Here is a 14,042-nt window from a genome sequence, read left to right as displayed (position 1 = left end):
GCTCACTTATGAAAAAACAGTTCAATAGGAAAAATTGGCAACAAGTATTTTTGACGGGTTTAATTCTCTTTGCTTTGTTAGTTTTCGGATGGCAACCAGGAGTATTGGCTCAAACTGCAACGCCCACTAATGTTTATGAATATCTCCTGCAATACCAACCAGAAACTTATAATCTCTTGAAAAAACAATTAGATGGTGCGATTGAAGACGCAAAACAACCCCTCGCGGAGGAAGTGGTTAGTGATCTGTGGGCCCTATCCCCCAATAATCCTCCAATTAAATGGAGGGAGAATAATGGTAAAATCGAATATCTCATGTCTAGTTGGAGATATGTAGCTAATCCCGCTGTGGATTGGCCAGTAGGAGCTAAAAAACAACTGACGTATCAAACCTGGTTTACAGCAGTACCTCAGGTGAAGGAGTTTTGTCAGAAATATCAAGCCACAGAACCACCTATCCCAGACAATATTGAGCTTTCTCTCAGACTACAACAGTATTTGGGACTGGTTTTAAATAAGTATTCCAGTAAAACTCATTTTGTGGAAATGTGGGTGAAAGCAGAAGATTTAATTCGACCATGTATTGATCAGGAAATTAACGATACCAGTTGTCATCTTTTACCCCTACCAGTACCTGATAATAGTCCTGTAATCAAGGCAATCTATACCAATTCCTACACCAATGCTAAAAAGGAATATTATCCTTGGTCGGGTCTAGGTTATACATACGATTGGGGTAATCCTCAAAAACCACATGTGGGTCCTAGCGAGTTTATTATTAACCCAACAGCGGAAAACCCCGTCGAAGTGGAAGTGGTTTCCGTTACTCCTACTCAGGAATACTGCCATATTCAATAATCCAACAACCCCCGATTTATCGGGGGACTTGTGGTCACCCCACTTTTACTCATCAACCCTGTCTATAGCGTTCTGGCTAAAGCTATAATATTAAGAATAATTTACATTTCTTAACTGTTGGGAATATGGCGCGAGATTTACGGGGATTTATAAAAATTCTGGAAGAAAGAGGACAATTAAAGCGGATTTCCGCATTGGTTAACCCAGATATGGAGATCGCAGAAATTGCTAACCGCATGCTGCAAAAAGGAGGACCAGGTCTATTATTTGAAAATGTCAAGGGTGCTTCTTTCCCCGTAGCAGTAAATTTGATGGGCACTGTGGAGCGAATTTGCTGGGCTATGAATATGCAACACCCAGAGGAATTGGAAACTTTGGGGAAAAAGTTAAGCATGCTTCAACAACCTAAACCTCCTAAAAATCTTTCCCAAGCTATAGATTTTGGTAAGGTGCTGTTTGATGTTCTTAAGGCCAAACCAGGAAGGGATTTTTTCCCCCCTTGTCAACAAGTGGTTGTGGAAGGTGAAGATTTAAATTTAAATAAGTTACCTTTGATACGTCCTTATCCCGGAGATGCCGGTAAGATTATTACTTTGGGATTGGTAATTACTAAGGATTGTGTCACCGGTACTCCTAATGTAGGTGTGTATCGTTTACAACTACAGTCCGCCCAGACCATGACCGTACACTGGTTATCAGTTCGGGGTGGAGCTAGACACTTACGTAAAGCTGCTGAACGAGGCAAAAAGTTGGAAGTAGCTATTGCCCTAGGTGTGGATCCCCTAATAATTATGGCAGCAGCTACTCCTATTCCTGTGGACTTATCGGAGTGGTTGTTTGCAGGGTTATACGGGGGTTCTGGAGTGCCATTAGCCAAGTGTAAGACAGTGGATCTGGAAGTACCTGCGGATTCTGAATTTGTGTTAGAGGGTACTATCACTCCTGGGGAGGTGTTACCTGATGGACCCTTTGGTGATCACATGGGGTATTATGGTGGTGTGGAGGATTCCCCCTTAATTAGGTTTGGGTGCATGACGCACCGTCGGGAACCGATTTATTTGACCACTTTTAGCGGTCGTCCGCCCAAAGAGGAGGCCATGATGGCCATCGCCCTGAATCGCATTTACACGCCCATTTTAAGGCAACAGGTGTCGGAAATAGTTGATTTCTTCCTCCCTATGGAGGCCTTGAGTTATAAGGCGGCGATTATTTCCATAGACAAGGCCTACCCAGGACAAGCGAGAAGAGCAGCTTTAGCATTTTGGAGTGCCTTACCCCAATTCACATACACGAAGTTTGTGATTATTGTGGATAAGAATATCAATATTCGGGATCCACGTCAAGTGGTTTGGGCAATTAGTTCTAAAGTTGATCCATCTAGGGACGTATTTATATTGCCCAATACACCCTTTGATACTCTGGACTTTGCCAGTGAGAAACTAGGACTAGGTGGTAGAATGGGGATAGACGCGACTACCAAAATTCCTCCAGAAACTGAACACGAATGGGGAGAAGCTTTAGAATCTGATCCTAATATTGCTGCTTTAGTAGATAGACGCTGGGCAGAATACGGGTTAGCCAAATTAAATTTAGGAGAGGTCAACCCCAATCTATTTGGGTATGACATCTCTAAATAGGTGTTGGATCAGGAGGTGTCTTGTTACAGCAAGCTCTAAATATCCCTAGGAAGTAGGTTGGCATTCCAGGTGTAAAAACCAACTTGATTGGGAACCCTAGAAAATCTACCCGTGCGATGACCTCTGGATAATTCGTTGAGAGTCTTATTTTTGATCCGGGCAATTTGCTGATCGTCAAGGTTACCATAAATTCCCTGGATCACTTCATTTACAGTAAAGATCTGACCTCGATGTTGTTCTAAGAACAAACTGATAGCATCAACGAGAAACTGACCCTCAAACTGTTTCAGCAGCGGTATGATGGTGCTGGGTGATGTGCTTGTGGTAACAGACCTTTTCTTTTTGGCATGACTTGCTGAAGATGAACTAGGACGGCTATAGTCCAATAGATTTAGTGCCAAAGTGTAACAACCAGGTTCATTAGGAACCGCATACCAATCACCCTTTTCCCTACCCTGGGTTAAAGAAGATTGGAGTCTACCCTTAACAATTCTCAAAACTGCAGGTTCCAAATTGCCATAGAGCGATCGCAAAATGAAATCTATATGACAAGCAGTTCCAGCGTGCTCATCGAAAAAAAGTCTTAAAGCTTCCATTCTATTTAGAGATTTGTACTGAGCGATCATAGGAACTTCCTCCCCTTTCTCAAAGGACTTGTGGGTTTCCTCTGAAGGGGGAATAACCGTTGCGTCTATTGCATCTGTAATTGGCTCAAGGGTTTCGGGAGATACTTCCTTTTCCTCCAGGTCTAAGTTCTTATGTTCCAGACTCTTAGATGTGAATGACTCTAAAGTGGATTGGTGATTCGATGCTAAAAATAGCTGGGAACCGACTTGGTCTTCTTCTAACTCTGAAATAGGTTCATGATCTTCAGAATAGGACCATGAAGATAATAAAGCTTCCACGTGATCCAATTGCGATCGCGCTTCAATAAATAATTTCTGGTACTTCTGTACCAAACTGGCATAGTAGTTTCGTAATTCTAGCAATGGATTAATAAATGCTTCTGAGGGAGGTTTTAATTGTTCTGGAGAGGTCATATTACTGCAATCATTCTAGGGTGACATCGCTTTCATAATTCATAACACGGGGTTTTGCTTTTTTGGAATTACCAAGGGATTTTTTTGGTGGTTGTGGAGGGCGACAAGTTTCACAGTAGAGAGGTCTTGGTCCAAAAGTTTCCCGTTTTGTTGTTTGATTACACTCCTTACAGACAAAGTTAAAAATTCGGGTATGAATCTGTCTTTGATGGGCTCTGACAGTATATTCTCTCACTTGGATAATTTTGGTAGCCATAAATAAGAAACGTTGAATTGTTCAGTACTCTTAATATAGCTATTCAAGCAAACAAAGTTATTTCAGTGTTTGTTTTTCCACAAGTTTTTTTGAAATCCTTAAAATATAGCTTTATCCAGGGGGGATTAGGACAGGGTTTATGGTTGCTGGGTAAGGGTTCTGGCTCGCCTCCCCCCCTTACAAGTGGCTAGGGCTATAAAATTGATTAGACTGTATAAATAAGCTCTCTAAAATATCCAATATTTAACTAATGTCAATACACCCTATTTTGATATTGCTCTTTTAATATTAAGCTACTTGAGCAAAAACAGTGAATCTTTGTCAATCTCGAACTTCAGGTTTTTCACTTATCATTCTATGTAATCTGATTACCTGTATTACAAGTACAAAACTTTGCACAAAGTTAATAGTTCTTAGGTTATTAACTGGACTCATCAATATCTATCGTATCTCCGCTGCGATCGCTATTATCAGACCCCATGTCCAAGTTTTTAAAAACCATCGGGCCACTGGGCTACCAGAAGTCAGTAGTTAATGACTGTCTGACTTCTGATAGTTAATTGTTCAAGAACTAACCAAGATTAACCTTGACAGCTCTTTGTTTTTCCGGTTCTGTTTTAGGCAAGTTCAACCGGAGAATACCATCCTTATATTCAGCCTTAACTTCCTGATTTTTCACTGTTGAAGGCAATGGAATCACTCGCTGAAACTTACCGTAGCGAAACTCAGAACGAGTATAACCCTCCCTTTCAGTAGTAGTTTCTGATTTTCTTTCTCCAGTAATAGAAACCGCCTCGGGTGTTACTTCCACAGTTACGTCCTTAGCTGTCAATCCGGGTAATTCCACTTTTAGTTTAAAAGCATCCTCCGTTTCTTCCAGTTCAGCTGCGGGGATAAAATTTAACCCAGCTCTTTCACCTCCATCAGTGGGTAACATTCTTTCAAATAAACGACCCATTCGTCGTTGTAGGGTCTCAATTTCCCGGAAGGGATCCCAGCGTTCCAGATCACGGAAGGGTTCTAAACGTTCAATATCACGGATGGGATCCCAACGAACTAATGCCATAACCATCTCCTATACAATGTCGATTTGGATTGTGGATGCTGAAACTCAAGCTTCACATTCAACAATTAACAAATGGCAAAACCGGCATATTTCTGGATATTCTTGGTATCTCTAACTTTGTGAAACACGGTCTTTTTGCTTCCTGCTCTAACAGTAACACAAAATAATAAATTAGAGACGTTCGGTTTTATAGCTATCTAGTCGAAATAGCCGTACCTGATTGATGATTCTTCCATGATAACCGATTGCTTATTTTATCACCAATTTAATGACCAAAATCTATCCTATGTCAGTTGTTGGATAACTTTTGAGATATATATTGTAGAAGCAGCTCTTGATGGGAGCGAATAAAAAAGTGATTACCTGGCAAGGTATAGCAAGAAAACTCCCTATTAGTATGTTCCTTCCAACCGACTAAATCATCATGATTTACCATGGGATCCTCCGAACCACCAAATACAGTAATAGGAAAATCAAAAGGTGGTTCAACTTTATAGATATAAGTGTCTAAAACCTCAAAATCAGCCCGGAGAATAGGCAAAAATAATTCCCTCATTTCTGGGTTCTTGAGTATTTCGTCAGGGGTGCCATTATACTTAGCAATTTTCTCCAAAAACTCCCCATCAGGTAGATGATAAATCCCCTCGTCCCTACTGTGATTTTGGGGTGCATTACGAGCTGATATAAATAGATGTAATAGGGTTTTATATTCCAGAGCATATTCTGAGCGCAATAACCGAGCCAATTCAAAACCAACTAATCCTCCCATGCTATGACCAAAAATAGCAAAAGGCCTATCCAACAATGGCAAAATATGCTCAGCTATTGCTCGGACCAAAAGTTCCATTTTTCTGTAGGGAGGATATTTTACTCTCCCTCTTCCAGGTAATTCTACACCACGTACTTCCACAGTAGAAGGTAAATTTTTAGACCATTGATAAAATACGCTCGCACGGGCACCAGCATAGGGCAAACAAAATAAACGTAACTGTGGCTCTGAATGGGGCTGAGAGCTATCCGTTTTAGAATTAAACTTGATTAAATAAACCATAACGTAAAATAGTCACAGAGGTTAAGCGAGAAACTGGGTGAAATTTCAAGATTTGTTGCAACTCTTAATGTTTGTTTGCCCTTTTTGGGACTAGATTTTGATAGAGTAGATGTTATACAAATGTCATTATTATCCTTAATTGAAAATTAAGATGGTAAATTCCCTAAAAAAACCAACCTTTGAAGAAATACGTCCCGGGGTGAAAGTTCCTGCGAAAGAAACCCTATTAACACCCCGATTCTATACAACCGATTTTGACGAAATGGCGCGGATGGATATCTCCGTCAATGAGGACGAGCTGCGAGCCATCTTAGAAGAGTTTCGCGTTGACTATAACCGTCATCACTTTGTTCGAGATGCTGAATTTGAACAGTCCTGGGACCACATTGACGGACAAACCCGCCAATTGTTCATTGAATTTCTAGAACGCTCCTGCACAGCAGAGTTTTCTGGGTTCCTCCTCTACAAAGAACTAGGTCGCCGCTTAAAAGATAAAAGCCCTCTTCTAGCAGAGTGCTTTAATCTCATGTCACGGGATGAAGCTCGTCACGCCGGGTTTCTGAATAAGGCTATGTCGGACTTTAATCTATCCCTAGATCTAGGATTTTTGACCAAGAGTCGCAGTTATACCTTCTTCAAACCCAAATTTATCTTTTATGCCACCTATCTCTCTGAAAAGATTGGTTACTGGCGGTATATCACCATTTATCGTCATTTAGAAAAACATCCTGAAGATAGAATTTATCCAATTTTCCGTTTCTTTGAGAACTGGTGTCAGGATGAAAACCGTCATGGTGATTTCTTTGATGCTATCATGAAGGCCCAACCACAAATGTTGCGGGGGTGGCAAGGTAAACTTTGGAGTCGTTTCTTTTTGTTGTCTGTATTTGCCACCATGTATCTCAATGATATTCAGCGTAAAGACTTTTATGCTGCCATTGGTTTAGATGCTAGAGAGTACGACATTCATGTCATCAAGAAGACTAACGAAACCGCTGGTCGCGTGTTTCCCATAATTTTAGATGTGGAAAGTCCAGAGTTTTATCAGCGTCTGGATATTTGCATTAAGAATAACGAAAGGTTAACAGCTATTTCCAATGGCAATAGTCCCAAATTCCTACAATTTTTGCAGAAGATACCCATTTACATTTCCCATGGATGGCAGTTCCTCAAACTGTACTTGATGAAGCCCATTGATGTATTGGCAACCCAAGGTCAACCCAAATAGGGTGAAAAGCCCCGCTATTGCGGGGACAATATTCTAGTATCCTAAGAAGCGTCACTTTTTCCTGTTCCTTTTCATTTCTTCTAGTTCATCCTGAATTTCCCAACGACGAAACTCTTCTTCTAAGTCATCAAACTTGGAATTGGAGTAGTTGAACTTGGAATCTGTGGTTTTTGTACCCTCGTTGGTTGAAGATTTAGTTTTATCACTTTTCATCGCTTTAGCTTTTACTTGCACTTCTTCCCGACGTTGTTTAATCTTAGTTAACGTCTGTTGAGACTGCACAACTTTCTCTTTTAAAGACTGCATGTTTGCCCATTGCTGATTTCCCTCTCGCAGTAAAGAATCTTCTTTTGCTTGTGCCGGTACAGCTAAGTCTTCCCTACCTGCTGCCTTAGCTTTTTGAATACGAGCATGCCATCGTTGTATTTCTTGTGCGGTTGCCAGAATTTCATCCTGGACTTGTCGTTCCTGTAATTGTAGATCTGTAATCAATTTTATTGTTTTTTCCTCCTCGCGCTGTAGTTGTTCCGTGAGCATTTCCAACTCTATATGAGGATTGTTTCGTATAAATTCTTCTAAACGGGCTTCCAGAAAACGACTTAGATCATCAAATAGACTCACTGTAAAAACTCCAAAGGTAGATATATTTTATTATATATTTATTGAATTGGGGACCAAGGTTTTAACTAACCCAAATTAGCAAAACCTTGGTGGTGAACGACAACGGTTTTTTTAACCAAAGGAGAAGACCATATCATTAAAGTCGTAATCACTAACTCCCACACCAGCAGGTAAATCTTCAAACCCAAAGATATTATTGCCAAAGCTCTTGATGTGAGCTGCACCATCTGGGTTAGCAGCACCAAAGCTAAAGTAAGCAACGGGTAAACCCATATAATTTTGAGCAGTAGCTGCACTGTTATTGGGATTAACCTTGAAAAACTCGTTAATAGCTTCTTGGATACTACCAGAGTAATTGCCACCATTAGCAATCACAAATGGTGCATAAGTTTTGCCTCCAATACCAATCAAGTCACCATTAATATTGGGGGTAACTGACCCTCCTGCGCGCACAGTAAAATTGCTAATTACTTTACTCTTGTCCAAAGCAGCTTTGGCATAACCAGATTGTCCAGGTGCAATACCATTGACTGCTCCTGTCGCATTATCCACCTCATACAACCCAAATATGTTTTTAAAGGCAGCATCAGTTTGACCTAAAGCATTTTGTAATGCTTGTCTTGCTTCCGCTGGCCTATAGGTGCTGGGGAAATTATAGAACACATTATCAGCAATATTAGATAGGGGAGGTGCTTCTTTAGGAATCAAGGAATTTCCAGGATTAACTGTGGTTGATGAGTAGGTGACACCTGTTCCTGTCACTGCAACAGCAATTCCCAACTGTCCTGGGTCAACAATAATACCATTTTGAATTCTATCACCATCCCATTTATCTCCATCTGTAAGATTTAGACTGAGATAAAGTTCTCCAAAGTCTCGAATCCCATTGCTATTTTTATCAGTAAATTTGTACTGATATAAGGGCTTTCCTTGTTCATCTGCATACCGCTCAAACTTCTTAGCCTCAAAGTTAAATTTTGCGTATGTAGCAGATTGTAAATCATTGGGTAACTGATTGAGAATATTTTTAGGCAAATAGAAATCTAAAGTAGAGCTTCCCCCCGGAAGGACTCCACTCATGGTTAACCCCAAGGGATCTCCAATGGAGCTAATCCCAGGGGGAATAGATGCCAATACCACTGTTCCATCGTTTAAGGTAACTGAAACCTCACCAGTTGTGTTCTCGGGTAAAACTCTCACACTTTCAATGGTGGTATTGGCTCCAGTTTTAATCAGACCAAAATCTTCTATCGCAGCATTTGCTCCTTTGTTAAAGGTATCAACACCTCCAAATGGAATAACTACAATGTTCGGATCTGTTAACTTTTCTTGAGTTCCTAGAATACCTTGACCAATATTTGCTGATTGTGCTTTTTGAGTAACTTCTGCACTAATACCCTTTGGTTGGGTGGGATCTAAGGTGGGACTGCCAAGTGATGGCAGTACCCCCGTACCAATGGTTAGGGTCTGGGAACTCTTAAACTGGGGGGTTACATTATTAAGGGTGAAGATAGCAGTTAGTTGATTTGACCCTTCTTTGAAGAAGTTATAGTCGTTACTAGTTAGCTTATAAGACCAGTTCGTACCAATCACATTGGCAAGCCTGATCTGTCCCCCAAATTGAACTGTCACCTGTGCTTTTTGATCGCTTACTGTACCACTTAAAGTTACTCCCGCATTCTTTTCTTCTATTGTGAGAATGCCATCTGTAGCAATGATATTAAATGTTCCTGATACATTGGGTGTTTGATTATCATCCACATCCGTGACGTTGATGGTCACGTTTACAGGAGAAGAGGTGTTGTTGGCAGCATCACTAGCAGTTATTCCCAGTGTAAACGTATTTGGAGTAGTCTCAAAGTCATTGGACGCGGCTGATGCAGCTGCACCTGCTGCTGTGAGGGTAATTACTCCACTGTTACTAATGGCAAAGAACCCGGAATTATTTCCAGATGCGATCGCAAAGTTTGTGACTCCTACTGCATCGGTAGCTGTGACCGTTCCCACTTGGAAGTTGGCCACTTGACGTTCTGCATAGGAGAACGTTTGGTTGGCGTTTACAACGGGGGCGGTGTCATCCACATCCGTGACATTGACCGTGATATTTTGAGTGGCGATCGCATTTTTGCTATCCGTTGCAGTCACCACTAGGGTGTAAGCATTAGTACCTGCGGCGCTACCAGGGGACTCAAAGTTAGGTGCGGTTTTAAAACTCAGAACACGTGTCGTGGCATTAAAGTCGAACTTACTGGCATCCGCTCCTCCCAGGGTATAACTCAGGACATCACCTACATCTGGATCTGTAGCGGCGATAATAGTTCCCACCGCAGTTGTATTTTCAGGTGTAGAGAAAGTAGCAGTAGTAGTAACAAAGCTCGGTGCCCGGTTATCGTCAATTCTAAAGTCATCCGCTGTCAAGGTATTGGCAAGGACCGCTTTCAAAATACCCAGTATCTTTTGAGATCCATCTATCAAATCTTTCGTTTTGATAATGGTGTCATCTCCATTCTGGTCTAAGATGAGGTTATCAAAACTTTTAATCTGGCTAATACCAGAAATTATCACCTTATCATTCCCACGAGTGAAATCTAGAACCCGACTAGGAACAGTGGGAATTGCACCATTAACAATATAGAACTTGTCAGCTCCACCACCACCACTCAAGGTATTATTACCACCCTCTATGATATAGAGGTTATCATCTCCGTCTTCACCATAAAGTGTGTTATTGTTACCCTCCGCTACATATAATTGATCATTCCCAGCACCACCATAAAGTGTGTTGTTATTACCCTCCACCACATATAATTGGTCATTTCCAGCACCACCAATTAAGGTATCTGACCTTCCTGCATAAAGTTGATCGTTTCCTGCACCACCATCCAGGACGTTGTTTCCTAAACCATCACTGGCATCTAATATATCTTCTCCATCAAGTCCAAGTACATATTCACCTTTTTTGACAAATAACTCATCCTTGTTAGCAGTGCCAATTACTTCGACCAGATTATTAGGTAATTCAATTATTCCTAATTTCTCAGGAATTGTGGTAATGAAGTCATTGTCATTAACTATAGCTAGGGTATTGGCTGAAACTAGGGCTAAACCCTCTAATTTTTCCACGCCTGTATAGCCAATTTGTGCCGCATTAACTATCAAACTCTTATTCACAGGAATAATACCAGCAGGGCCTAATTCTGCTGGGGTTAACTGTTCAATGGTTTTACCCTGGGGTAAGGCGAGTTTACCAGTGTCATTAATATTCGTTGCACCAGTTAGGTCAATCTGATAGATCAGTTTGTTTGATGTTGTATCACTTCTATCATCTCTTTCCACTACTGCAAACCTAAAACCACCCAAGAAAACCGCATCTCCAATTTTATCAGTCTTAGCATTACCAGCTCCCGTAATATCATCCAACAGGTAAAGATATTCACCAGTTACCTTTTCGCTAACTATGTCAAATTCTAAAATTCGCAAATTGCGGGAACCTCTGGAAGTTGTATCCCCCGTGCTGTCCGGATTATCAATTGGCGTTTGAATAAAAGCATATAGTTTGTTACCTGCTAAAGCTACCGCTTCAAACCCTCGGTTATTGCGTCTTTGAGCATAAACTTCTGGTAACACTTCTGTGCCAAAAGTTCCCACAGGTTGGTTTGACTTGGATGCAGTTCCCTGGGGAATAAATCGACTTACCAGTATACCATTTCTATTAAAACGATAAATTGCTGGACGGTATTCATCTACCATCCAATAATCACCATTATCCGCAACTACAATCCCTTCTAAGTCAGCACCTAAAGGATCATTAGGTAAAACTGTACCATTTAAATCAACACCAATCTCGTCAGTGTAAGCTGTATTACCTGCACCAGCTTGTACGTTTGGCAGTCCTGTCAGTGGAGTTTTACCATCCGCACGGAATAGCTTAGTTCTACTGGTAATGTTAATTTCCCCGCTGGCCTTATCCAGTTCAAAACTGACTATCTCTGGTTGAAAGTTGGGTAATAGAAAAGGTCTGTTTTGTCCTGTTGGCTCACCATTGGGACCCCTGTCTGTATGGGTGACAAATTTTAGGTTGCCATTATTTGCTACCCCCTGGAAATACAGTCCAGAAAATCCCCCTAAAAGTATATTCTGGTTTGTAGTTGTGGTTCCCAATGATGGCAGATTTTTAAATTCATAACTTGTTAATTTTGGTGTTGTCATTTTTCTTACTCTCTATAACTGACTTTTTGCTGATTAAACCTGATGTGTCACGCTGTTTTTATGGGCAACAATTAAATAATCGTCCTAGAAAAAAAATTATCTTAATTAGGTTAATTAATGATTAATGAGCGGTTAAGATGCGCACGAGACTAGGTAAAATTCAAAAAAAGACCACAATCAACCCGGAAAATCAAGGCAAATTTTTGGATGGGACTATAATGGGGTATTCTTGGAATTTATCAAATGATCAGCTATCTCAAAGGTATTGTTGCTGGAGTGCAAACTGGTAGTCCCAATCGCTGGATCCTGACTTTGGAAGTCAATGGTATTGGCTATGATGTCTACATACCACAGCGTTTGGCTAATCAGTTAACTAATAACGGTGATGTAGCCCATATTTTTACCCATTACCAAATACGAGAAGAACTACCTATACTCTATGGCTTTTCTTCTCCAGCAGAAAGAGACTTATTTCGACATCTACTTTCTGTAACTGGTATTGGTACAGCTATGGCGATCGCTCTCATAGACACTTTAGAATTACCAGAACTAGTTCAAGCAATTATTTCCGGTAATACTACTATGCTAGTTCAAACCCCGGGAGTGGGTAAAAAAACCGCAGAGCGTCTGTGTTTGGAACTCAAGGGTAAATTGGTGGAATGGCGCAAGTCAGCAGGGTTTTTCGTTGCTACTGGTGGTCCACCACCAGCTATTTTAGAAGAGGTGCAAATGACACTTTTTGCCTTGGGTTATACTCCTCACGAAGTTAGTCATGCTCTCCATGTTATCAGTGAAGATATCGGTTTGCCTAAAAATTCCTACCCCGAGGACTGGATTAAACAGGCGATCGCTCATCTTAGTAGCAATGAGACTGTGAGCAACTCTTAACTTTCCCATATCACCTAAGCTAATGAAAAATAATCCTTACAGTTGGATAGAGGAATCATTAAATACTATTCATCGGGCTGACTGGTATCGTTCTGTACAAACTATTAACAGTCCCCCGGGTGCAGTTGTGCTCCTATCCGGGCAAAAGATGATCAATTTTGCCAGTAATGATTATTTGGGATTAGCTGCTGATCATAATCTCAAAATGTCTGCTATAGAAGCCATTCGTCAGTTTGGTACGGGAAGCACTGGTTCCCGATTGCTCACTGGAGATCGTCAATTACACAGGGAATTAGAGCAGGCGATCGCATCTACCAAACAGACAGAAGATGCTCTGGTATTCAGTTCGGGTTACTTAGCTAATATAGGTACAATCACCGCATTGGTAGGGAAAAGAGATATCATATTTTCCGATCAGTACAATCATTCCAGTTTAAAAAGTGGAGGGATTTTGAGTGGGGGAACCGTGATAGAATATCCCCACTGTGACATGACAGTTTTAGGAAAGAAACTACAGGAGGAGCGGCAAAAATACCGTCGTTGTTTAATAGTCACAGATAGTGTGTTTAGCATGGATGGGGATTTGTGTCCCTTACCAAACTTGTTAGATTTAGCTGAACAATTCAACAGTATGTTACTGATAGATGAAGCACATGCAACTGGGGTAATGGGTAAAAGTGGTGCTGGGTGTGTAGAGCATTTTAATTGTACGGGTAGGGAATTAATTCAAATTGGCACATTAAGTAAAGCACTGGGGAGTTTAGGAGGTTATGCTGCGGGGAGTAGCGCATTGATTGACTTTCTTAGAAATCGGGCTCCCAGTTGGATTTATAGTACAGCTCTGTCACCAGCAGACACCGCTGCTGCACTTGCGGGAATAAATATAGTGCAAAAAGAACCGGAACGAAGAAAAAGATTATGGGAGAATGTTAATTATTTACAAACAGTGGTGAAAGAGAACCTAGGGAAACTGAAAATATTACCAACCCAGTCCCCCATATTATGTTTTGAGCTACCTGATGCTGCAACAGCATTGCAGGTAGGAAAATACCTAAGAGAAGAAGGGATTTTTGCTCCAGCTATTCGTCCTCCCACTGTTCCCACAAGTCGGATCAGAATTACAATAATGGCAACCCATAACAGAGAGCAGATTGATAAGCTAGTGGATAGTTTGCAACGGATATCCTAA

Annotated in this window: 10 protein-coding genes and 1 pseudogene; 5 read left to right on the top strand and 6 right to left on the bottom strand. The window is 41.0% G+C overall.

Annotation, left to right across the window (positions count from 1 at the left end; genetic code table 11):
- The first annotated feature begins 8 nt into the window (after positions 1–8).
- Positions 9–857, top strand: coding sequence for a hypothetical protein (locus tag C6N34_RS09690; RefSeq protein WP_115539265.1), 849 nt, complete (start codon positions 9–11; stop codon positions 855–857).
- 125 nt (positions 858–982) lie between these two features.
- On the top strand, positions 983–2,494 hold the full coding sequence (locus C6N34_RS09685) for a UbiD family decarboxylase (protein ID WP_115539266.1): 1,512 nt from the start codon (positions 983–985) through the stop codon (positions 2,492–2,494).
- Between the two features lie 35 nt (positions 2,495–2,529).
- Here C6N34_RS09685 and C6N34_RS09680 read toward each other — a convergent pair whose 3' ends face one another.
- From C6N34_RS09680 to C6N34_RS09665, 4 genes are all read right to left on the bottom strand, one after another.
- The gene (locus C6N34_RS09680; protein ID WP_115539267.1) at positions 2,530–3,534 is read right to left on the bottom strand and encodes a hypothetical protein; all 1,005 of its coding nucleotides are present in this window, start codon (positions 3,532–3,534) and stop codon (positions 2,530–2,532) included.
- Positions 3,535–3,544: 10 nt separating this feature from the next.
- Positions 3,545–3,790, bottom strand: coding sequence for a hypothetical protein (locus C6N34_RS09675; RefSeq protein ID WP_006276474.1), 246 nt, complete (start codon positions 3,788–3,790; stop codon positions 3,545–3,547).
- Between the two features lie 571 nt (positions 3,791–4,361).
- Positions 4,362–4,856, bottom strand: coding sequence for an Hsp20/alpha crystallin family protein (locus tag C6N34_RS09670; RefSeq protein ID WP_115539268.1), 495 nt, complete (start codon positions 4,854–4,856; stop codon positions 4,362–4,364).
- 289 nt (positions 4,857–5,145) lie between these two features.
- Positions 5,146–5,907, bottom strand: a complete 762-nt coding sequence (locus C6N34_RS09665) for a thioesterase II family protein (RefSeq protein WP_115539269.1) — start codon at positions 5,905–5,907, stop codon at positions 5,146–5,148.
- 151 nt (positions 5,908–6,058) lie between these two features.
- On the opposite strand from C6N34_RS09665, the gene acsF reads away from it, so the two are divergent.
- Positions 6,059–7,135, top strand: a complete 1,077-nt coding sequence (gene acsF, locus C6N34_RS09660; RefSeq protein WP_006276470.1) for a magnesium-protoporphyrin IX monomethyl ester (oxidative) cyclase — start codon at positions 6,059–6,061, stop codon at positions 7,133–7,135.
- Between the two features lie 51 nt (positions 7,136–7,186).
- Here acsF and C6N34_RS09655 read toward each other — a convergent pair whose 3' ends face one another.
- Together C6N34_RS09655 and C6N34_RS09650 are read right to left on the bottom strand one after the other, a co-directional pair.
- A complete protein-coding gene (locus tag C6N34_RS09655; protein WP_006276469.1) occupies positions 7,187–7,756 on the bottom strand; it encodes a TIGR04376 family protein in 570 nt (189 codons plus the stop codon).
- Positions 7,757–7,867: 111 nt separating this feature from the next.
- A pseudogene (locus C6N34_RS09650) lies at positions 7,868–11,956 on the bottom strand (esterase-like activity of phytase family protein); the annotation flags it as partial.
- Between the two features lie 252 nt (positions 11,957–12,208).
- Between C6N34_RS09650 and ruvA the strand changes: the two are divergent.
- A complete protein-coding gene (gene ruvA / locus C6N34_RS09645) occupies positions 12,209–12,853 on the top strand; it encodes a Holliday junction branch migration protein RuvA (protein WP_006276467.1) in 645 nt (214 codons plus the stop codon).
- A 22-nt stretch (positions 12,854–12,875) separates the two neighbouring features.
- Positions 12,876–14,042 (top strand): 8-amino-7-oxononanoate synthase, encoded by a 1,167-nt coding sequence (gene bioF / locus C6N34_RS09640; RefSeq protein WP_115539271.1) that lies wholly within the window; start codon positions 12,876–12,878, stop codon positions 14,040–14,042.

The organism is Cylindrospermopsis raciborskii Cr2010 (assembly GCF_003367075.2).
Taxonomy (GTDB): Bacteria; Cyanobacteriota; Cyanobacteriia; order Cyanobacteriales; family Nostocaceae; genus Raphidiopsis; species Raphidiopsis raciborskii.
Note: the sequence above shows the minus strand (reverse complement) of the source record. Positions and strands in the feature narration are given on the sequence as shown.

Excerpts from the sequence above, each read along its gene's own strand:
- C6N34_RS09690 (WP_115539265.1), top strand. The coding sequence starts at position 9 with ATGAAAAAACAGTTCAATAGGAAAAATTGGCAACAAGTATTTTTGACG.
- C6N34_RS09685 (WP_115539266.1), top strand. The coding sequence starts at position 983 with ATGGCGCGAGATTTACGGGGATTTATAAAAATTCTGGAAGAAAGAGGA.
- C6N34_RS09680 (WP_115539267.1), bottom strand. The coding sequence starts at position 3,534 with ATGACCTCTCCAGAACAATTAAAACCTCCCTCAGAAGCATTTATTAAT.
- C6N34_RS09675 (WP_006276474.1), bottom strand. The coding sequence starts at position 3,790 with ATGGCTACCAAAATTATCCAAGTGAGAGAATATACTGTCAGAGCCCAT.
- C6N34_RS09670 (WP_115539268.1), bottom strand. The coding sequence starts at position 4,856 with ATGGCATTAGTTCGTTGGGATCCCATCCGTGATATTGAACGTTTAGAA.
- C6N34_RS09665 (WP_115539269.1), bottom strand. The coding sequence starts at position 5,907 with ATGGTTTATTTAATCAAGTTTAATTCTAAAACGGATAGCTCTCAGCCC.
- acsF (WP_006276470.1), top strand. The coding sequence starts at position 6,059 with ATGGTAAATTCCCTAAAAAAACCAACCTTTGAAGAAATACGTCCCGGG.
- ruvA (WP_006276467.1), top strand. The coding sequence starts at position 12,209 with ATGATCAGCTATCTCAAAGGTATTGTTGCTGGAGTGCAAACTGGTAGT.
- bioF (WP_115539271.1), top strand. The coding sequence starts at position 12,876 with ATGAAAAATAATCCTTACAGTTGGATAGAGGAATCATTAAATACTATT.